The 20,087-nt window shown below is 44.7% G+C and carries 21 protein-coding genes and 1 pseudogene; 10 read left to right on the top strand and 12 right to left on the bottom strand.

Features of this window, described 5'->3' with window-relative positions:
• Positions 1-4: 4 nt before the first annotated feature.
• From Q0Q74_RS05545 to panB, 9 genes are all read right to left on the bottom strand, one after another.
• Positions 5-589, bottom strand: coding sequence for a Smr/MutS family protein (locus Q0Q74_RS05545; RefSeq protein ID WP_294429262.1), 585 nt, complete (start codon positions 587-589; stop codon positions 5-7).
• 1 nt (position 590) lies between these two features.
• Entirely contained in the window at positions 591-1,730 is a 1,140-nt protein-coding gene (locus tag Q0Q74_RS05540; protein WP_294429260.1) for a hypothetical protein, read from the bottom strand.
• 20 nt (positions 1,731-1,750) lie between these two features.
• Complete coding sequence (locus Q0Q74_RS05535; RefSeq protein WP_294429259.1) at positions 1,751-2,743, bottom strand: omptin family outer membrane protease; 993 nt, start codon at positions 2,741-2,743, stop codon at positions 1,751-1,753.
• Positions 2,744-2,758: 15 nt separating this feature from the next.
• Positions 2,759-3,112, bottom strand: a complete 354-nt coding sequence (gene panD, locus Q0Q74_RS05530) for an aspartate 1-decarboxylase (protein WP_294429258.1) — start codon at positions 3,110-3,112, stop codon at positions 2,759-2,761.
• A gap of 9 nt (positions 3,113-3,121) precedes the next feature.
• Positions 3,122-3,892 carry a type III pantothenate kinase gene (locus tag Q0Q74_RS05525; RefSeq protein ID WP_294429257.1) on the bottom strand — a complete coding sequence of 257 codons (771 nt, stop codon included), beginning with the start codon at positions 3,890-3,892 and terminating at the stop codon, positions 3,122-3,124.
• Positions 3,889-4,566 carry a phosphopantothenoylcysteine decarboxylase gene (locus Q0Q74_RS05520; RefSeq protein ID WP_294429256.1) on the bottom strand — a complete coding sequence of 226 codons (678 nt, stop codon included), beginning with the start codon at positions 4,564-4,566 and terminating at the stop codon, positions 3,889-3,891. The genes Q0Q74_RS05525 and Q0Q74_RS05520 overlap by 4 nt, the downstream gene beginning before the upstream one ends.
• Complete coding sequence (locus tag Q0Q74_RS05515; protein WP_294429255.1) at positions 4,563-5,108, bottom strand: flavoprotein; 546 nt, start codon at positions 5,106-5,108, stop codon at positions 4,563-4,565. Before Q0Q74_RS05515 ends, Q0Q74_RS05520 begins: the two co-directional genes overlap by 4 nt.
• Complete coding sequence (gene panC / locus Q0Q74_RS05510; protein ID WP_294429253.1) at positions 5,108-5,863, bottom strand: pantoate--beta-alanine ligase; 756 nt, start codon at positions 5,861-5,863, stop codon at positions 5,108-5,110. The genes Q0Q74_RS05515 and panC overlap by 1 nt, the downstream gene beginning before the upstream one ends.
• 181 nt (positions 5,864-6,044) lie before the next feature.
• Positions 6,045-6,827: a 3-methyl-2-oxobutanoate hydroxymethyltransferase gene (panB, locus tag Q0Q74_RS05505; protein WP_294429252.1), complete on the bottom strand. Its 783-nt coding sequence runs from the start codon at positions 6,825-6,827 to the stop codon at positions 6,045-6,047.
• Between the two features lie 233 nt (positions 6,828-7,060).
• On the opposite strand from panB, the gene Q0Q74_RS05500 reads away from it, so the two are divergent.
• The 4 genes from Q0Q74_RS05500 to Q0Q74_RS05485 all read left to right on the top strand — a co-directional run bounded on the left by Q0Q74_RS05500 (position 7,061) and on the right by Q0Q74_RS05485 (position 10,536).
• A complete protein-coding gene (locus Q0Q74_RS05500) occupies positions 7,061-7,669 on the top strand; it encodes a hypothetical protein (protein ID WP_294429251.1) in 609 nt (202 codons plus the stop codon).
• Complete coding sequence (locus tag Q0Q74_RS05495) at positions 7,660-8,484, top strand: sensor histidine kinase (protein WP_294429249.1); 825 nt, start codon at positions 7,660-7,662, stop codon at positions 8,482-8,484. Before Q0Q74_RS05500 ends, Q0Q74_RS05495 begins: the two co-directional genes overlap by 10 nt.
• The gene (locus Q0Q74_RS05490) at positions 8,481-9,095 is read left to right on the top strand and encodes a response regulator transcription factor (RefSeq protein WP_294429247.1); all 615 of its coding nucleotides are present in this window, start codon (positions 8,481-8,483) and stop codon (positions 9,093-9,095) included. Before Q0Q74_RS05495 ends, Q0Q74_RS05490 begins: the two co-directional genes overlap by 4 nt.
• Before the next feature lie 106 nt (positions 9,096-9,201).
• The gene (locus Q0Q74_RS05485) at positions 9,202-10,536 is read left to right on the top strand and encodes an acetate kinase (RefSeq protein WP_294429245.1); all 1,335 of its coding nucleotides are present in this window, start codon (positions 9,202-9,204) and stop codon (positions 10,534-10,536) included.
• Positions 10,537-10,601: 65 nt separating this feature from the next.
• On the opposite strand, the gene Q0Q74_RS05480 is transcribed toward Q0Q74_RS05485, so the two are convergent.
• Positions 10,602-11,225: a DJ-1 family glyoxalase III gene (locus tag Q0Q74_RS05480; RefSeq protein ID WP_294429244.1), complete on the bottom strand. Its 624-nt coding sequence runs from the start codon at positions 11,223-11,225 to the stop codon at positions 10,602-10,604.
• A 130-nt stretch (positions 11,226-11,355) separates the two neighbouring features.
• Between Q0Q74_RS05480 and Q0Q74_RS05475 the strand changes: the two genes are divergently transcribed.
• The 3 genes from Q0Q74_RS05475 to Q0Q74_RS05465 are packed head-to-tail and all read left to right on the top strand — an operon-like array spanning position 11,356 to position 15,111.
• The gene (locus Q0Q74_RS05475) at positions 11,356-12,600 is read left to right on the top strand and encodes a response regulator (protein ID WP_294429243.1); all 1,245 of its coding nucleotides are present in this window, start codon (positions 11,356-11,358) and stop codon (positions 12,598-12,600) included.
• On the top strand, positions 12,587-14,248 hold the full coding sequence (locus Q0Q74_RS05470; protein ID WP_294429242.1) for a response regulator: 1,662 nt from the start codon (positions 12,587-12,589) through the stop codon (positions 14,246-14,248). The genes Q0Q74_RS05475 and Q0Q74_RS05470 overlap by 14 nt, the downstream gene beginning before the upstream one ends.
• A complete protein-coding gene (locus Q0Q74_RS05465) occupies positions 14,245-15,111 on the top strand; it encodes a histidinol-phosphatase (RefSeq protein ID WP_294429241.1) in 867 nt (288 codons plus the stop codon). The genes Q0Q74_RS05470 and Q0Q74_RS05465 overlap by 4 nt, the downstream gene beginning before the upstream one ends.
• A gap of 33 nt (positions 15,112-15,144) precedes the next feature.
• On the opposite strand, the gene Q0Q74_RS05460 is transcribed toward Q0Q74_RS05465, so the two are convergent.
• Positions 15,145-15,501, bottom strand: coding sequence for a TraR/DksA family transcriptional regulator (locus Q0Q74_RS05460; RefSeq protein WP_294429240.1), 357 nt, complete (start codon positions 15,499-15,501; stop codon positions 15,145-15,147).
• A gap of 121 nt (positions 15,502-15,622) precedes the next feature.
• On the opposite strand from Q0Q74_RS05460, the gene infA reads away from it, so the two are divergent.
• Positions 15,623-15,844: a translation initiation factor IF-1 gene (infA, locus tag Q0Q74_RS05455; RefSeq protein ID WP_184661244.1), complete on the top strand. Its 222-nt coding sequence runs from the start codon at positions 15,623-15,625 to the stop codon at positions 15,842-15,844.
• A gap of 450 nt (positions 15,845-16,294) precedes the next feature.
• On the opposite strand, the pseudogene Q0Q74_RS05450 reads toward infA, so the two are convergent.
• Positions 16,295-16,498, bottom strand: a pseudogene (locus Q0Q74_RS05450) (DnaJ domain-containing protein); the annotation flags it as partial.
• Between the two features lie 90 nt (positions 16,499-16,588).
• Between Q0Q74_RS05450 and Q0Q74_RS05445 the strand changes: the two are divergent.
• On the top strand, positions 16,589-19,492 hold the full coding sequence (locus tag Q0Q74_RS05445; protein ID WP_294429238.1) for an amino acid permease: 2,904 nt from the start codon (positions 16,589-16,591) through the stop codon (positions 19,490-19,492).
• A 318-nt stretch (positions 19,493-19,810) separates the two neighbouring features.
• Positions 19,811-20,087: PD-(D/E)XK nuclease family transposase (locus Q0Q74_RS05440; protein WP_294429236.1), on the top strand; the 277-nt coding region annotated here is incomplete at its 3' end.

Genomic DNA, 20,087 nt, shown 5'->3' with positions numbered 1-20,087 from the left:
ACACTTACTTTATAATCACCCATGTTGCCCCGCTTCCGCCCATGCTGCGGTCGGGGTGACCGGAAGTGCCCAGATTTTTGTTCTGCTCGATGAAAGTCTTTACCATCGCGCCAAGAACAGGGTCACTTCCGTGAGAGTGATTTCCTTTTCCATGAATAATCAAAATCTTTTTTAATCCACGACGAATACAATCATTTACAAATGAAGAAAGCCTAGCCCATGCTTCATCGCGGGTAAGTCCGTGCAAATCAATTCTGGCTTCGGGGCGCATTGTCCTGAGATATTCACGGCTTTCCATCTTGGTGCGTTCTGCATATTCGTCTGCGGCCTTGTCCTTGTCAGTAACCCCATAACGGCGCAGCCACAGTTCCATCGGATTAATCGTCTTTTTGGAATCAGCTTCCATCTGCTCTTCGTAACTTCTGCCTTCTGCTGCAAGTTTTGCCTTTTTGCGTGCGGCTTTTTCTTCAGCGGTGGGAGCATTTGCCATTTTGCGAGAAATCTGAGGCACTTTAGATTTTTCGCGGGCCACTTTTTTCTCGTTTTTCTGCATGTCTCCCCATTGATTCAAAATATCACCAAAATCCATATTATCCTCTTATTTCAAACAGATTTTCATTTAATGTCCAGCCGGAAAATTCGTTACATTCCACGAAAGCCCATTCCCCGGCCTGCTCGCTGACTTTTACTTTCTGACCGCCGGAAAAGGCCTGCCCGTTTGATTTTTTTTCGGGAACAGGATAAATCTCGCCACCAGAAAAAACTGCATATTTTTTCCCGAAAAGTTTCTGCATCAGCGAGCGCCTTTCTTTTTGAGACATGATTTCACAGTCCTCGCGGGTGAAAGCTTTTTGCTTTTCGGCAAAATCTTGCTCAGAAGGTTTTTCGAACGCCGCAGAAAAAACATCACTGCCTTTGATTCCTTTGTCATCAGAAAGATTAGATGCCACCCCGGAAACAGCGAGCGCAATATTCTGATTCAGATGAAGTTCTTTTTGCGAACCGTTGTAAGCCAGTGCCCTGACCGAAATTTCTGGCAAGCTGAAAGTGCCGTCTTTTAAAATCTGCCAATCAAACCTTGAAAGATTTTTTGCATCGCCCGTAAACTGAGTGATTTTAGTGATTCCGTTCGCAAAATCAAACCGTTCGGTTTCAGTAAAAATTGAATCCTTTGGAATCTTCCATGAAAAATCAAGAACCTGAACGGCATAGCGCAAAGAGAGCACGAAAGAAATCTTTTCGCCCTTGCGGACTTTCAGCGTTTTGCGGCCAGTTTTTTTGTCAGAAATCAGATTTTTGGGATTTTCGAACACGATTTCAAGAACCGGGGAAATCAGGCTCGGATTTTCATGAACCATCACCTTTTCGAATTCAAAGTAGTAAGTTCTGTTTTTGATTTTTACGAGCAGCGGCGGAATACGCGTGACACCCGAATACGCGAAATTGAACCAAAGCGAAATGACTGTGCCCAACTCGCCCGAATCCGCACGGAATCCTTCTTTTTTTGATGAAATGAATTTTGTGCCCAAAGGAAGTTCAGGAAGCTCCATCTGAATCAAAGACGGGTCTACCCCTGGAAGTTCAAGCGCATAACAATTTTCGGTCTGCGTAAAGAAAATCTCCGAGTGAGCTTTGACTTGCAAATCACGGAATTTGTTCTTCGAGAAAAACTGCGCAAAAATCGGAATGGAGAAAAAAAACAATATATATAGAAGAAAAGTGCGCTTCATGCGGAAAGTATAGCACAAAATCATAAAACTTTCACGCGAATCCCGGCCTTTGCCGTCATCGAAAAACGCCCCGTTCCGTTCTTATGGGCATAATCTTTGATTCCATCAATGTAAAAAGTGCCCTTGGTGCGCTGGAAAGAAAAAATTGAGCCAGAAAGATTCAGTGAAAGTCTTTTTGAAAAAGCAAAGTCTCCGCCAAAAGAATATTTTGCCTGCTTCCAGAAATTTCTGCCTGCATGGGAATAGCGCGTTTCGCTTCCGTGATGAGTGTCCGTAAATTCAGTGTATGAAAATGGTGAAAATAAAGCCGAAAAATCGAACGAAAGCCTTTTTGAGACTCTTGCAGCAATTTTCGCCCCGATAAAAGTTGAAAAAATATGCTGACTAAAGGAAACTCCGGCAAGCCTTTGGGTGACATAGCGGCCTTTTGAATCGTTCCAGTAAGTCACCGGGAAACGCTTTGCTTCTTCTTCGTACCACCAGTGATTTTTAGAATCCGAAGAGTAGGTGCCCTGACCGTACCAGCCCTTTGCCTTAGTGCGCTCAAAAGAATCGTAGGCATATTGAACTTGTGCCATCGGCGAAAAAACCAGTACCCTCTCATCCGCCGAATTAAAAGGAAAAAAATCAAAGGAAAGCGAAAGATTCGTGTCATAATTCTGAACAGCTTCGTTAGTCCCGCAAGAATAAGTCGTACGCATTTGTGGAGCCGATTGGTTCATCCAGTCAGAATCCTGCATGTTGCCACTATCCTGTGGCACCGAAGATGAAAAATCAACCGACAAATTGAGCCGCCCAAAAGAGCACGCGGAATCCACACCGATTAAGAACAAATTCCTGTCCCATTCAAGACTGCTCAAAATCCGCCCGGAATGCCACTCATCATACAGAAGTTCATTTATCTGCCCCTGCGAATAAGCAAAATACGGTTCAAGCGAAAAATGCAGCGGAATCTCCGCAAAAGAGAAAATCGGAAGAAAACTAAAAAATGCCAGGAAAAAACGAGACTTCATCTTGAGCGCGCAGGTCTATTCTTTGACTTCCTTAACCGAATTGTCGTCGTTCAAAAGGACAATCTTCGGCTTCCATGAATCCGCGTCCTTCTCGTCAATCCAGGTGTAAGTAACGACGATGATTTTGTCTCCCGGCTGTGCAAGACGAGCGGCCGCTCCGTTAAGGCAGAATTCGCCCTTCTTTCCAGGAATGATGTAGGTTGCAAGTCGCGCACCGTTGTTGATGTTGAAAATCTCAACCTTTTCCCAAAGATGCATCCCCGCCTTTTTAACAAGCTCCGTATCAATAGAAATGGACCCTTCATAATCCAAAATAGTCTGAGTCACAGTAGCACGATGCAATTTAGATTTCAAAACTTCGATATTCACAATTTTCTCCTATTTATTTAATTCCAGCGCGATTCTTAATCCATCCAGAACCAGCTGGCTTTCAACTCGGTCGAAAAGGCCGGAGTCGCGGAAGAGGTTTGAGAAGCCTCCTGTTGCGATTATGATTGGCTTTTCTCCCTTGAACACTTCCTTTGTGAAGCGCGTGATTAGCTCCCGGATTGAACCGAGAGTGCCGTAGTAAAGGCCAGACTGAATTGCCGTTACGGTTGAAGTTCCGCATGCCTTTTCTGGCTCAACGATTTCGACACTTGGAAGCTGTGCCGTTCCTGAAGAAAGTGCGTGCATCATCATGTTGATTCCAGGCAGAATCGCACCGCCCCAATATTCGCAGTCCTTTGTGATTACATCGACCGTTGTTGCAGTGCCCATGTCAACGACAATCAGGTGATTTTCCAGTTTGAGCGCGCTTGCTCCGATTGCAGCCGCGATTCTGTCCGCACCGATTTCACGCGGATTTGAATAGCGCAGTCTGAGTCCTGTTTTGATGCCAGAACGAATCATCAGCGGCTCGATTCCGAAATATTTGAGGCAGGCACTTGTGACCGCATAGTTCAGCGAAGGCACGACCGAGCAGACCGCAATGTCCGAAATCAGCTTAGAATCAATTCCGTTTTCACGCAGCACCGACCGCAAAAAGATTCCCAGTTCATCACTCGAAGTTCCGTGAGTCGTCGCACAGCGGAAAGTCAGCGTAATCTTGTCGTCCTTAAAAACCCCGCCCGAAAGCTGAGTATTCCCGATATCAAGTGTTAAAATCATAATTTCTCCAAAACCTTGCAAAGAGCGTCCGCCATTTCTGCGTTTGTATTTCCTGTTGCAACACATTCTCCGTTAGTTTTTAGAATCTTGAACGGATGGCTCTCTTTTGTAATCTGGCTCAAATCATTGTACACAACGAAGTCGGCTTTTGAATGACCGAAGAGGCTCGAAACGGCTTTTGTTTTTGCCTCTTCATCTGCATTGTTCAAAAGTTTGAAGCACACGACCTTTGCATTTGCGTTTCCGCCGATTTTTGCCCATTCGTGCAAGCTGTCAGCGATTTTCGGACTGGCCTTAAAGGTTACGGTCATTTCGCCGCCGGAAGGGAGTTTTTTCGCATTCTTTCCGGCCTTTATCGTCTCGCCTGCAATCTGGATTGTTTCTGGCACAAAGTCACTCACGGCCGCCGCATGAATCACGGCATCGTACTGGCATGAAGTAAGCTCTTTCCGAATAGCCACAGCAAGTTCTTCTCCAGTCTCAAAGAAACGCATATTAATAGAAGAAACCTGCGGTTTTATAGCACTTTTTGCCGTAATCAGCGTGACTTCAAAGCCCTTTGCAAAAAGCTCCTCCGCAAGCTCGGCACTAGTCCGACCGCTCGAAGAATTAGTCACCACGCGAACACTATCAATATATTCCCGGCATCCGCCGCCAGTTATCAAAATTTTCATAACGCTTCTTTTATAAATTCCAGTGCCTTTTCTGGCGAAATCAACTTTCCCAATCCAACTGCCCCGCAAGCAAGACGGCCTTCTTCGGTCGGAAGAATCTTTGTGCCCCAGCCTGCCAGCTTTTTGAGGTTTTCCTGCGTTGACGGATGAGCGAACATGCTTGAGTTCATTGCGGGCGCCAAAAGCACCGTTTTTTCAAAATTGTTGGCAAGGAATGTCGCACCAAAAAGGTCATCGCTCAGGCCAGAAGCAAGGCGAGCAATGCAGTTTGCCGAAGCCGGATACACGATAATCAAATCAGCCCATTTTTGAGCCAAAGTGATGTGCGGAATGCAGTCAGGCTTACGCGCAAACATGTCAGGCGTGAGTGCTTCGCGGCGGCTCAATCCTTCGAACACAGCGGGCTGAAGGAATTTCAAGGCACCTTCGCTCATGGTTACCTGAACTTCAGCACCGGCCTTTACGAGAAGACTTGTGAGTTCGCATGCTTTGTAGCAGGAAATTGAGCCTGTCACATGCAACAGGATGTGCTTATCTTTCATTATCGCTCCAAATTATCAATCAATCTTACCTCTTCGAGGAAGACGGCGGCATAAATGCGGTTGTCTTTGATTGTGACATAATCGACTTTGAAGCCCGCAGCCTCAAGTTTAGCCGCAATTTCTTCTTCCGAACCGCCACTTGCAAGAATCTCATGGAACTTCGGAGCAAGCGCAAGACCTTCTTTGCTCAATTTGCGGTTTCGGCTTGAGATTGCAAGGCCGTTTTCTTCGCGGACAATCGGACACGGAACAAGTTCGATATCCATAAAGAAAGCCTTTACCATTCCGTCAAGGAGTTTGTACTGCTGATAGTCCTTTTCACCAAAATAAGCGCGGGTCGGGCGAACGATGTTGAAAAACTTCATTACAACAGTGAGAACACCGTCAAAATGGCCCGGTCGTTTTGCCCCGCACAATTCTTTGCTGAAGCGTTTTTCTGTCAACATGTAAGCATAGTCATCCGGGTACATGACCGGGTAAGTCGGTGCAAAAAGATAGTCCACGCCGGCCTTTTCGAGCAGGGCACAGTCATCAGCAAAATTAGCCGGGTAAGTCTCCAAATCCTTTTTGTCATTAAACTGAGTCGGATTCAGATAAACGCTTGCCACGCTGATGTCGTTTTCAGCAATCGCCCTCTTCATCAGGCTCAAATGCCCGTTATGCAACCCGCCCATAGTCGGCACAAAACCAACGCTCTTATCACCAAAAGTTTTTCTAATTTCCTTAAATTCTTCAACAGTCTTAATAATTTTCATATTTCGCCTCGATATATTTAATTGGGAGGGGGAAGTCTCCCCCTGGTTCCAGCCTGCTTCGCAGTCTTCCACCACCCTCTCTGCGGGAGACGGTTCGAGCACAGCTCTCACCGAGACTCGCTCAAAAGTCGTCTCACGACTTTTGCCGGCTACGCCGTCGCTCCCTACCCGCAACGCCCCGTTACTTTATTTCTTCCCCTTTAGGGAAGTCACCCGAGTGCACATCCGCGCTGTACTGATTGAGCGCGCCCTTAATCAGCTCTAATCCGTTCAAATACTGTCGCACGAATCGGATTTTGAACCCTGTCATGCCAAGCATGTCAAAAAGCACTAGAACCTGCCCGTCACATTCAACGCCCGCACCGATTCCAATCGTCGGAATTGAGACAGCCTTTGTGATTTTTGCCGCAAGAGCAGCCGGAATGCACTCAAGAACGATTGCATAGCATCCGAGCTTTTCTGCGAGTTTTGCTTCTTCAATGATTTTTTCGGCTGCTTCCTCCGTGCGTCCCTGCATTTTGTGCCCTCCGAACGCATTGTAAAACTGCGGGGTCAAGCCAAGATGAGCCATTACAGGAATGCCGCTTTGAACGATGTGCGCGATTATTTCTTCCTGACCGAAAATTCCTTCAATCTTTACGGAATTTGCTCCTGCCACGAGAAGACGGCCTGCACAGTCCGTTGCATGCTCAAGTCCTTTGCGAGTTGTCAAAAACGGCATGTCCGCGACGATGTATTTGTCGGGCGCACCGTTACGGACGCTTCGGGTGTGCTCTTCCATCCATTCCATTTTTGCCGGAACAGTGGTCTTTTCGCCGTGCATTACCATCGAAGCACTGTCTCCAATCAGGATGCAGTCAATGTCTGAGTCGTTGATGATTCGCGCAAAGGTGGAATCATAACAAGTCACCATTGAAATTTTGCGGTTTTCGCTTTTAAATTTGTGAAAATCGAGAGTTGTCATAGTACCTGCCTTATTGATTGAGCTTTAAGCCAGCTCAGGTCAAGCCTAAAATGTAAGAAAAATGTGTGACATGAATGTCAAAGGTCAAAGCTTCCAACGAAAGTCTCTGCCATGACGAAGATATTATAATAAATGCAAAAAATGTTCAAATACCGCCCGATTTTCCGAGCTTACGAAGGTGTTAACAGCACATGCTAAATGTGTTATAGTTTCAAAAAGGAGACGGAGATTCTATGCATATTTCAACAAGAACGATTTTGCTTTGTATTGTTGCGGAAGCCCTCAATTTAATAACCGCATATATCTTTTACGATACGCTTCAACTTCCCCTTTTCATGGACACGATTTTTACCGTCGCGATTACATTTTATTGCGGACTTCTGCCGGGTGTCCTTGTCGCAATCTTCTATAATGTTATAGCAACCCTCACCTTTCCAATCAGGGACTATACCTTTGAACCTTACGCAATGCTTTTCGCAATCTGCGGTGCACTTGTCGCCTTTTCGACCTGGCTTTTTGCACGCCATAAAGAAGATTTCCGCATTTCAAAGACGATTACAGTTCTTTACCTGATTCTGATTGCACTGGTTTCTTCATTCATGTCCGTAATTGCCGGCGGAGTAATCGACTGCATCAGATTCACGTTCGCTGACTTGCCGGACCGCATGGCACCAATCAAAGATTTTACCGACACTTTCAGAAGCCTGCATTATTCGCTTCTTGCATCATGCTTTCTTGGTCAAATTCCTGTATCGCTCACAGACAGGATGATTACAACTTTTGCGGGCTATGGAGTTTACCGCTGCATGGTTCGAGTTATGGGAAATGAACGATGGAAATGACACTTGAAAGCGCTCTTGCTGAAATCGAACGGCTTCAGGGAATCCTCAGAAATTATGCAACCTTCTTCCTCATTTTTGATACCGTTTTTATTGCACTTCTTCTCGGCATCATAATGATTTCAATCAGATTCTTAAAATCAAAGCGAAGCCTTCATGCCTCAGGAAATTACCTGCGCTACACAATCCGCGGTCAGGAAGAAGAACGGGCACGAATCGCACGCGACCTGCATGACACGGTTGCACAGGATCTCCGTTATTGCAGGAGTCTCGTCAACAAAATCACTGAGCCAGAACTTCAAAAGTCTCTGTCTGAAATCCTTGAAAAATCGGTCACGGAAGTGCGCTCAATGAGCTACAATCTTGCGCCTCCAGATGTCACCAAAAACGACATTGCGGCAAATATCATGAATCTATGTCAGAATTTCAAGCAGTATTCGGGAACTGATTTCAGAATGGTCGCCCCTGAAAAAATCGACACAAGCTTCTTAACCGGCGAAGAAAACCTCAATCTTTACAGAATCGTCCAGGAATCACTCACCAACATATCAAAGCACGCGCACGCCTCAGAAGTCACCGTCATGATGCGAAATGAAATCGGTTCAGAAGAAAAGGGACTTTACATATTCATCACTGATGACGGAGTGGGCTTTGACACGCAAAAGAATTACGCCTCAGGTTTCAATCATTTCGGACTCGTCGGAATGAAACAGCGGGCCGATTTTATCGATGCAAAACTTGAAATCAACTCCGAATATGGGGAAGGTTCACAAATCACCATAGTTAAACTAAACAAAAACACAGGAAAGCAGCAATGAAACATTCTTTTTTTGTCATAGAAGACCATGCCCTCACGAATTTAGGAATCCGTGAAATCTTGCAGGCAAACACCGACCTCAACTGTGCAGGTTTTGCCTCATCGGAGCCAGAAGCATTTGAAAAACTGACCGAACTTGACATGACAGGCTCTCTGCCGGAAGTTTTAGTTCTTGACCTGTTTTTGGGCGAATATTCAGGAATCGACATTCTCCGCGAAGTAAACAGGCATTTTCCTTCTATTAAAGTAGTCGTTTATTCTATGTATTCAAATCCTGGAATCGTAAGCCTTGTGCTTGAAAGCGGCGCAAAAGGATTCGTCTCAAAGGCAAGTTCCGAAGAAGAGCTTGTAACGGCAATCAAAGAAATTTCTTCAGGAAAAACTTACATCCAGCAGAGTCTTATCGAAAGGCTTCAGACATACACATGCATTCTCGCGAGCCTTACTAAAAGCGAACAAAGCGTCCTCAAAAAGCTTCTGGAACGCAAAAACATGAATCAGATGGCGGCCGCCCTCGACATGGACACAAGAACGGTCGAAAGCTACCTGTCCAGGATTCGTGCAAAAACCGGATGCCGCAACAATGATGAGCTTATCGCACAGTTCGGTTAAAGAATAATAAACGCCATTCTTTTACAAAGTACTTTAATTGAAAAAATATTCTCAAACTTTTATAATATTTTCGTAAATTTTATTATATCACACATAGAGGATTTTTATGGTAATCTTAACTTTGAACTGCGGTTCTTCTTCCGCAAAGTATCAGGTCTATGACTGGGACAACAAAGATGTTCTGGCTACAGGTGTTGTTGAACGCGTTACACAGGACGGTTCTGTAATCACACACAAGCCAAAAGGAAAAGACAAATTCGTTCTCGAAAGCCCTTGTCCAACTCACAAAGAAGCAATCGAATTGATTTTGAACGCAATCACAGACAAAGACCATGGCGTTATCTCTGACATGAGCGTCATCGGTGCAGTAGGCCATCGAGTTCTTCACGGCGGCGACAAATTCACTAAATCTGTCAAAGTTACTCCAGAAGTTTTGGAAACATTCCGCTCGGTTCAGGATTTGGGACCATTGCACAACCCTGCGAACATCATGGGCATCGAAGCTGCTCAGAAGGTTCTCCCGAATGTTCCGCATGTCGCGGTTTTGGACACGGCTTGGCATCAGACCATGCCCGCTTCATCATTCCGCTACGCGATTCCAAAAGAATGGTACGAAAAATACGGTGCTCGCCGCTACGGTTTCCACGGAACTTCTTTCCTTTATACAGCAAAACGCGCTTCTGTACTTCTTCACAAAGCTCCAAAAGACACGAATGTCATCATCGCGCATGTCGGTAACGGTGCTTCTATGTGTGCTGTAAAGAACGGCTGCTGCTACGACACATCAATGGGTATCACTCCTCTCGAAGGTTTGGTAATGGGTACTCGCTCAGGCGACATGGACTGCGCTCTTCCATTCTATATCATGCGCCAGACAGGAATGTCTGCTGATGAAATGGACACAGCAATGAATAAAAAATCAGGCTTGCTCGGAATCACAGGCAAATACACTGACCGCCGCGATGTTGAAGAAAATGCTGCAAAAGGTGACAAAGACTGCCAGCTTGCAATGGACATGGAATGCTACCGCCTCAAGAAATACTTCGGTGCATACATGGCAGCAATCGGCCCGGTTGACGCAATCGTTTACACAGCAGGCGTTGGCGAGCACTCAGCTACAATCCGTGCAAAGGCTCTCGAAGGCCTCGAATGGCTCGGCGTTAAAATCGACCCAAAAAAGAACGCTCTTGCAAATACAGGCAATGCCGAGACTTGCATCTCAGCAGACGATTCAAAGGTCAAAGTTTTCGTTATCCCAACAGACGAAGAGCTTGTAATGACAGAAGATGCTTTTGCAATCATGCAGGGCACATACGATGTTCACACAAACTTCACATATTCTTTCCAGGACCCAGCATACCGCAACAAGGCCCGCGAAGAAGGTCTCAAAAAGGATTTGGAAAAACACCCAGACCTCGCAAGCATCATCGTTAGACCGTAGATTATAGCAGTGAGCAATAGGATGTTTTTAATTGCTAATTGCTCACTGCTAATTTGTTAATTTAATTATCTTTGGCACGAGCCGTCGTGAATTCTTACGGCGGTTTCTGCGCCTGCCAGAAGCTCCACAAACTTCATCGCAAACTGCTCGGCTGTTCCCGGGCCTCTTCCTGTAAGCACATTATTATCAAAGACGAAAGGCACATTCTCAATATGCCTTGTATTTTCTGTCAATTCACGCGCCCCGACTTCTGAGCCGCAATATTCAGCAAGATTCTGTTCCATTCCAGGGTAGCAGGTCCACTTTCTGTTTGCAAGAATTCCTGTTCTGGCAAGAACCACAGCAGGAGCCGCGCACATTGCCGCCACGAGTTTGCCCCTTCTGTCCATTTTTGTAATCAACTGGAAGAGATACTGATTTGCAGCCAGATTGCTTGCGCCCGGCATTCCACCTGGGAAATAAACCGCATCAGGAAGTTCTCCGTCCATTTTTTCAATAAAATCCTTGAGGCTAGTATCTGCGATGACCGTAACTTTGTGACTGCCGGTAACGCTCATTGGAGAATCATCAGAATTGAGCGGAACTGCGACTGTAATGACATTCACATTCGCACGGCGAAGATAATCAACGACTGTAAGGGCTTCAATTTCCTCAAAACCCGGTGCTAAAAAAACAGCAACATCTGCCATAAAAAACTCCTGTTCCCATCGGAACAAATAAAGTGTAACACAGAAAAGCAAATACGGAAATCAGATTTTTTGAGTTTTGGGAAAATACTTAATTGAAAATCCGCTGCAAATGCGGTATCATATTTGTATTATGAAAAGTGTTCTGATTGTTGATGCACCACCCATGCTAAGGGAATTTCTCAAAGAAAAGCTTTCTGCCGAGCAAGTTACGGTTGAAACAGCCGATGGCCAGAGAGATGCTTTGCCTAAATTCCTTTCGATGCTTCCAGATCTGCTTATCATAAACATTGAACAGTCGGTCATCGACATAATCGACTTCCTTGAAAAAAAACAGTCTGATCCAAACGGTAAAAAAATACCCGTCATCATGTCAGGCCCAGAAATCGAACGCTATGAAGCAAGCGAACTCGTTCAGTACGGAGTCATAAAATACTTTACACGGCCAATTCAGTTTGACCTTTATTTTGACGCAATCGGGCGAGTTCTTCATCTCGCATTTGCAGTTGACCACACACCTTCAGTCCTCGACATTCACTTGAACCACGACATCATCTTCATCGAAATGGCGATGGGCTTAAACCGCGAAAAAATCATGCTCCTAAAGTACAAGCTTTCGGAACTGATTGAAAAAAACAAGCTTCTTCTTCCAAAAGTCGTCATTATGATGACTGATTTGAGTCTCAGCTATGTTGACGGCCTCAACATGGAACTTCTTTTGGAAAACATCACGGCCGACAAACGAATCATACGGCGCAATATAAAAATCCTGTCACTCGACAAATTTGTTTCTGACTTCATCGAAGGCCATCAAATCTACGAAGGCATTCAGGTCGTGCAGAATCTTTCGGCAGTCCTCAATTCCCTTGTCGAAGGCGATGTAAATTCCAGCCTCGAAGACATGATTTCAGATAAAATCCTCACTGCATCAAAGGACAGTGACCAGGGTTCCATCGAGCTCCGATTCAATTCAGACGCTCACAAAAATTCAGATAAATCAGATGCCCTTACAGAGCAGGTTAAAATCGCAGTCGTTGATCCAGAATTAGCGACTATAAAGCAGTTGAAGGACACTCTTGAAACAATCGGTGAAATCACGGTCTTCATGAGCGCAAAAGACTTCCTCGCACAGCTTAAACCAAATCAGTTTAATATTGTCATCTCAGAAATGTACATGCCCGAAGTCACGGGCCTTGATGTTCTCAAATATCTCATCGAAAAGCGCATTGACCTGCCTGTAATAATCTATTCACGCATCGTCCAAAAAGAACTCATCATGCAGTCGCTTAAAATGGGAGCATCAAGCTATCTCATAAAGCCGCAACCTTCAGAAGTCATATTGCAGAAAGTTCTGGAAATCATAAATGCAAAGCAATAGTCAGTCACTCAATGGCACGACAAGATTTCTGGCAAACACACTTCACGAAATCCGCACACCGATTCAAACAATAATCAGTGCTGCGGAACTAATGCAGGATACAAAGCTCGACAAAGAGCAGACCGAATATATAAGGCAAATCCTTTTCAGTTCAACAGGTCTCCTGGAACTCGCAAACAACATCCTTGACCTTGCAAAAATGAATCAAAACGGGTTCAAAATCGAAAACATTCCTTTTGACATATTCTATGTTTGCGAACATGTGGTCGATTCAGAAAGCGTAAAGGCATTCAACAAGGGCGTTGAGCTGATTCTTGACATCAAGGCAGGAGTACCGGCACTCGTAACAGGCGATTCAATGCGCGTCCGGCAAATCATGCACAACCTTATCAGCAATGCGGTCAAATTCACAAACGAAGGATTTGTGCGCATAGAAGTTGACTACACAAAGGAATACGGAATCTGCTTCACGGTCACGGATACAGGCATCGGAATCAGCGAAGAAAAGCAAAAAAAGCTCTTCACCGAATACTTTCAGGCAGACATTTCAACTTACCGTCTCTTTGGCGGCACCGGGCTGGGCCTTTCCATCTGCAAGAATCTTGTCAGTCTTATGAACGGGCAAATCGGCGTAAAATCAGCACCAAACGAAGGCTCCGTTTTCTGGGTAAAACTTCCTCTAAAAATTGCGGTCGAAAAGGCACACAAGAACTGGGCGTTCAACTCCCCCGAAAAGCAGCGCATCCTGATTGTTGACGACATTTCTCTGGCAGCACAAAGCCTTAAACGAAAGCTTGCATTTCTCGGATTTTCACAGGTCGAAATTTGCTGTGAGAGCGCAAAAGTGGGCGAAATAATAAGGCAGGCGGAAGAAGCAGGATTTCCGTTCGCGGCAGTTTTCATCGATATGATTCTTGACGGCGGAAATGACGGATGGCATGTTGCATTCGACATAGTTCATTCTGAAAAACTCAAAAAAACTCCGGCCCTCTATCTTCTTGTGCCAGAAGGTCAGATGCACGAAGAAGCAAAAATGAAGGTGCTCGATCTTTTCAAAGCCTATCTCTACAAACCGATTAAACGGGAACCACTTCTTGAACTATTAAAAGAACAGTTTTCTGAGCCCGAAGAACTTCCTCCGCTGACCGTCTATGAAAAAAAGAAATTTGAAGCGCAGACCTTCGATGAGAAAAAAATTGCAGAAGGAATCAAAATTCTTGTCGCGGAAGACCACCCGATGAATCGAAAGCTCATGGAGACCTTTCTCAGGCGCTTTGGGGCGGATGTATACATTGCGCAAAACGGTGAGGAAGTCCTTGAAATCATCAAAAAACAGAGTGAAATCCGCATGATTTTCATGGACATTTTTATGCCCAAAAAAGACGGAATCGAAACCGCAAAAGAGCTTCGGGCGATGCACTTCAATGAAATCATCATCGCCTGTACCGCAAACAACGACACGAACGATTTTGCCGAATACAAGCGAATCGGAATCAATGATATCCTCTTAAAGCCATTTAAAAGCGAAACCTTAAAGACTATGATAGAAAAATGGAAAACAGTAATGCAAACAATGTCTTTCGAGCAGATAAAAATTCTCAATAAAGAAAGCAACTTTTTCATGAAAAAGGAGGAAGGCGAATCATGAACACAGAGAAAATCGAAAACGAATACATAAAATCAAACCTGCATACACATTCAACTTTCTGCGACGGAAAAAACACGCCCGAAGAAAATGTGCTTTCGGCAATTCAAAAAGGAATCCGCGTGCTTGGTTTTACCTCGCATTCAATGTACCCGTTCTGGACTGAATGTAACATGAAGGTCGAAGATTTTCCCGCTTACTGCCAGGAAATCCACCGTCTTCAAAAAAAGTACGAGGATAAAATCAAGATTCGCCTTGCTTTTGAAGCAGATTTTATTCCCGGAATCACTTTCCCGCGCCATGCAAATTACGCGGAATTCAAGCCGGACTATCTCATTGGCTCAGTGCATTATATTTTTCAGCGGAACGGAGTTTTTGGAGTCGACAATACGCCGACAGTTTGGGCAAACGGTGTCGCTGAACACTACAACGGAAATATGAAGGCCGCCATCGCAGATTATTTTGCTCTCCAACGGGAAATGCTTGAAAAGGGAGATTTTGAACTTCTCGGTCATCCTGATTTAATCCGCAAATTTAACGAGAAATTTCCGTTTTTTGATGAAAATGAAGAATGGTACAAAAATGAACTGAAAGAAATGGCAAAGGCTATCGCAAAAAGCGGTCGTGCCACAGAAATCAACAGCGGTGCAATCAGCAGGAACTGGCTTTCAAAGCCCTACCCCAGCGAGTATTTTTTGGGTCTTCTTTATGAAGAAGGCGTTCCTGTCGCAATTACGGCAGACGCGCACGCAGCAGAAAGCCTCGACTGTGCCTTTGACCAGACAATCGCACTCGCAAAAAAAGCCGGTTACAGCGAAGTCATTTACGACATCGACCGAACCGGCTATAAATTCTGCAGAATCTAGCAAAGTGCACGCCTCAAAATAGAAGCTGAAAATCTATCTGTTTCTGCGTTCGTTTTCGCTCTGACAGGTAATGCACATGAACGCGTAAGGAATTGCTTCAAGTCGCTCCACAGGGATTTCTTTGTGACATTTGAGACAAATGCCGTATTTGCCCTGCTGGATTCTGTCCAAAGCGTTGTTAATCATCGTGAGACGATTAGCATCCTGAGCGCCCAAAGATTCGAGCAATGCACCGTCGATTACATCAGATGCGATATCAACTTCATCTCCCGGCTCTCCGCTTTCAACCATCTTTTTATATTCAGAATGTTTGTCCGCCAATGATTTTAAGATTTGTTCTTTTTGCTCCGTAAGAGCTACCTGCATTTTTTCAATGAATGCCTGTTCCATGATTACTCCCATGTTGACAATTTTTTTTATTATTAGATAATAATAAGGGAGAAATCTTGAAAAGACAAGGAAAATCTATAATTTTTTCAGCAAGATTTTTGTACAATTTTTTGGAGGAATCGTGGCTAAAGAAGAAGCTATTGAAGTCGAAGGCATTGTAAAAGAAGCATTGCCAAACACACAGTTCCGAGTTGAACTCAAAAACGGCGGTCATGTCGTTATGGCGCATTTGTCTGGCAAAATGCGAAAGCACTACATTAAAATCGTACCGGGCGACAGCGTGAAAGTTGCCCTTTCACCATACGATTTAAATCGCGGTCGTATCATTTTCCGCGAACGATAATCGGGCACTGCCGTGCATTGCACGGTCAGGCTTTCTCAATTCAGTAAAATCCTATCTCAATAATCTTCTCACACCCCTTGTGATTCCCGTAAAGCCATGAACAATAGCTGCAAAGCTCAAAATCGGGCCGAATGGGAGCAAAATCCATGAGAATTTGAGTGACCATGCTCCAATCAGAAGAATCGCAAGTTTCTGAAGAATGTAAACTATATTCTCTGATTTTGTCTGCGGTTCACTTGCGCGCTTAAAATCATAGTAGTAGGTATTCTGCTCGTTCTGACGCTGTGAATTTGCGTAATTAAACCACTGATTGAACGCGTCATTAAAATCATCCTGAGTTTCGGCATTCCATCCGCCTCTCTGCCACTGGCCCTGCCAGGTTCCCTGCTGATTCCATCCGTAAGAACCATATGGATTTGAAGAAGAGCCTGAACCGTAAGAGTTTGTAGAGCCGTATGAATCGTACTGGCGGCGCTTTGTTTCGTCAGAAAGAACATCGTAAGCGGCAGTAATTTTTTTGAATTTTTCTTCTGCGGCCTTGTCACCCGGATTTTTGTCTGGATGGTATTTGACCGCAAGTTTTCGATAAGCGGATTTTATTTCACTCTGAGTCGCTGTTTTTGTTATTCCTAAAACTTCGTATAAATCTTCCATATTATCTATATTAAAAATACATATAATTTCTCAAAGATACAAGCAAATTTCCAAAAATCGTGTATAATATTTTGTAATAGGAATTTTCTTATGACAGAAAAAGCAAATCTTGAACGGTATATTTCACCTGCGGGAGCCTGGGCTCTTTCTTTCGGCTCTGCGGTCGGCTGGGGTGCATTCGTCATGCCCGGCACCACATTTCTCCCGATTGCAGGTCCTGTTGGAACCGCGCTCGGAATGGCTTTCGGCTCACTAATCATGCTTCTGATTGGCGCGAACTATCACTTCATGATAAACCGCTATGATGACGCTGGCGGCACTTATTCCTATACAAAGAACATTTTTGGTTACGACCATGCCTTTTTGAGCGCGTGGTTTCTCTCGCTTACATATATTGCGATTACATGGGCAAATGTCACGGCGCTTGCACTAATCGCGCGGAATATCTTTGGAACGCTCTTTCAGTTCGGTTTCTACTATTCTATAGCAGGTTATAGCATTTATTTTGGCGAAGTTCTTCTTGAAATCTCCATGCTCATCTTCATCACGCTGACCTGCATTTTCGCAAAAAGAACGGCCGTCATTATTCAGACCGTGCTTGCCTTCCTTTTGATTTTTGGCGTACTCTGGTGCTTTTTTACCATTAAATCTTCAGAATCATTCAACACGGTCTTTAATCACGCCTTCAACAATTTGAAATCAATGGACAAGCCGCTCATTCAAGTCATTTCAATCGCAGCACTTTCACCCTGGGCTTTCATCGGATTTGAATCAATTTCTCATTCGTCAAGAGAATTCCGCTTTTCGCGCAAAAAGTCTCTTCCAATCATGTTTATTGCGATTTTTGCTGGATTCGCCGCATACACGCTGCTCACTTACACGGCCGTTCCGGCATACAATCTCGTGAGCATGCCGGTATTCTTCGCAATCAAGACTTTCGCTGGCCAAACCGGCACAATCATACTTTCACTTGCAGTCTTTGGGGCAATCATCACGGGAATCATCGGAAATTTAATCGCGGCAAGCAGGCTGCTCTATTCAATGGCCGATGACGGAATTCTGCCTTCCTTCTTTAAAAAGACTTCTTCAAAAGGGGTTCCGGTAAACGCAATTCTTTTAATCTCCATCACCTGTGCAATCATCCCGTTTTTGGGTCGCACTGCAATCGGCTGGATAGTCGATGTCACCACAATCGGAGCGGCAATCTCATACGGCTACACATCTGCCTGCGCGTACAAAATTGCCAAAACAGAGAAAAACCTCATTATCAAGCTCACAGGCATCACAGGCATCGTTTCGGCAATTTTCTTCAGCCTTTTCCTTATGGTTCCGAATTTCTGGTCAATCAACGCGCTCTCGCCCGAATCATACCTCATTCTGGCTTGTTGGAGTGTATTCGGCTTCCTTTACTTCCGCACGGTATTTACGAACGACAAAGAACGCCGTTTCGGAAAATCAACCATAGTCTGGATTGTCCTCATCTTCATGGTCTTTTTCACTTCAATCATGTGGATGCGCCAGAAAACTCATAAAACGACCGAAACTGTCTTGAACGACATCAATGAATTCTATGTTGATGAAATGCAGAGTCGTGGCTTCGTCGCGAACAGAGAATTGCAGCTTTCAGCAACGACCTTCATCAACTCCAAGCTGTCTGTAATCCTCGACGAGCTTATGAACAACAGTCTTGTCCAGCTCGTTATGATTATTGTTGCGCTCGGAATCATGTTCAGTGTCTATTCAAGAATGAGAAGCCGAGAAAAAATCCTTGAGGAAGAAAAACTGGAGGCGCACAGGGCAAACAAGGCAAAAACGGCCTTTCTTTCAAACATGAGTCACGACATACGAACCCCGATGAATGCAATTATCGGCTATACAAAACTCGCTCAAAAAGAAGGCGTTTCGCTACAGGAAATGCGGGAGTTCCTTTCAAAAATCGATTCTTCGAGCAAACATCTTCTTGCGCTGATTAACGATGTCCTTGAAATGAGCCGAATCGAAAGCGGCAAAATGGAAATCGAAGAAAGTCCGTGCGATTTCAGGGAACTTTTGAAGGAAGTACAAGATATTTTTGCTACGCAAATGTCAATCAAGCGGATTAACTTCAATGTGGACTGCGAGAATTTGCATAATCCCAAAGTTTGGTGCGACAAAAACAGGCTCAACCGCGTACTCTTGAATCTTTTGAGCAATGCCTACAAATTTACCCCGGAAGATGGAGAAGTCACGCTTAAGATTCTTCAGACAGGCGAAGAAAAAGACGGCATTTCAAGTTACGAAATCATCGTAAAAGATTCTGGAATCGGAATGAGCAAGGAATTTGCCGAACGAGCCTTTGAGGCCTTTGAACGGGAACGCACAAGCACAGTCAGCGGAATTCAGGGCACAGGCCTTGGAATGGCAATCACGAAGAGCATAATCGACCTAATGGGTGGCGAAATCACCGTCAATACAGAGCAGGGAAAAGGCACAGAATTTGTAATCCAGCTGACGCTCCGGGTTCAGGAGTCAAGCGACACTCAGACAGAAAATTGCGAAAATCTTGAACAGAAAGCGAATCCAGAACAGCCGAACGAAACCAAAGATTCTGATTCGAATAACAAAATCGATTTCACTAAAAAACGCCTGCTTCTTGTCGATGATGTTGAAGTAAACCGCGAGATTGCGGCGATGCTTCTCGGAGAAATGGGATTCATGGTCGAAACTTCTGTAAACGGCAAAGACGCCCTCCAAAAAGTTGAGTCGATGCCGTCAGATTATTTCGACGCGATACTAATGGACATTCAGATGCCAGAAATGAATGGATACGAAGCAACAAAGCACATTCGGCTTCTTTCCGACAAACAAAAAGCCGAGATTCCAATCATCGCAATGACCGCAAATGCCTTTGAGGAAGACAAACGAAACGCTTACGCCGCCGGAATGAATGCCCATGTCGCAAAGCCAATCGATGAAGAACGCCTGCTCGAAGTGTTGAATTCAGTGCTTAAATAAGTCGGAAAAAGCAATCAACGATAAATTGTTTTTTTTGACGCAAAATGCTTTCACAAGAGGGCGACATGGATGTCGCCACTTCGCTACGAATGAGTTTTTATTGCGCAAATTTCTTTGTCTGCCGCTGTTCCACCCTTCGCTCGCGCTCATTGCCAGCAAGCTGGCAACTTCGGGGTTCCATAGCGGAGCGGCCTTTTCTGTAATTATAACAAATTATTATCTGTGGACATTGCCGAAACATGACTTTTTTTTCAAATAAATATATGCATGGGGAAAAGAACACCTTATGCAAAACTTATTTGTAAAAAAGGTGGCGATATGAAATATCAAATCATAATCGACGATGAAGTCAAGGAACAGGCCGCACGCGCTGTCGCAGAAGGAAGGATTCTCAACCTAAAAAACGACATCGTATTCAAATCCTTCTTCTCAAAAGAGTGCCCGGAGTCTGCCTATTGCAGACGCAAAATGCTTTCGGCGGTAATCGGGCAGGAAGTCACAGAAACAAAAGTGCTGAACCCCGAACTGCTTCCAACCCGCACAGACGGCAAGTTTCCGCGACTCGACATCCACTGCAAGCTGGCGGACGGGAGTG

It is taken from the genome of uncultured Treponema sp., from assembly GCF_946187725.1.
Classification (GTDB): domain Bacteria; phylum Spirochaetota; class Spirochaetia; order Treponematales; family Treponemataceae; genus Treponema_D.
Note: the sequence above shows the minus strand (reverse complement) of the source record. Positions and strands in the feature narration are given on the sequence as shown.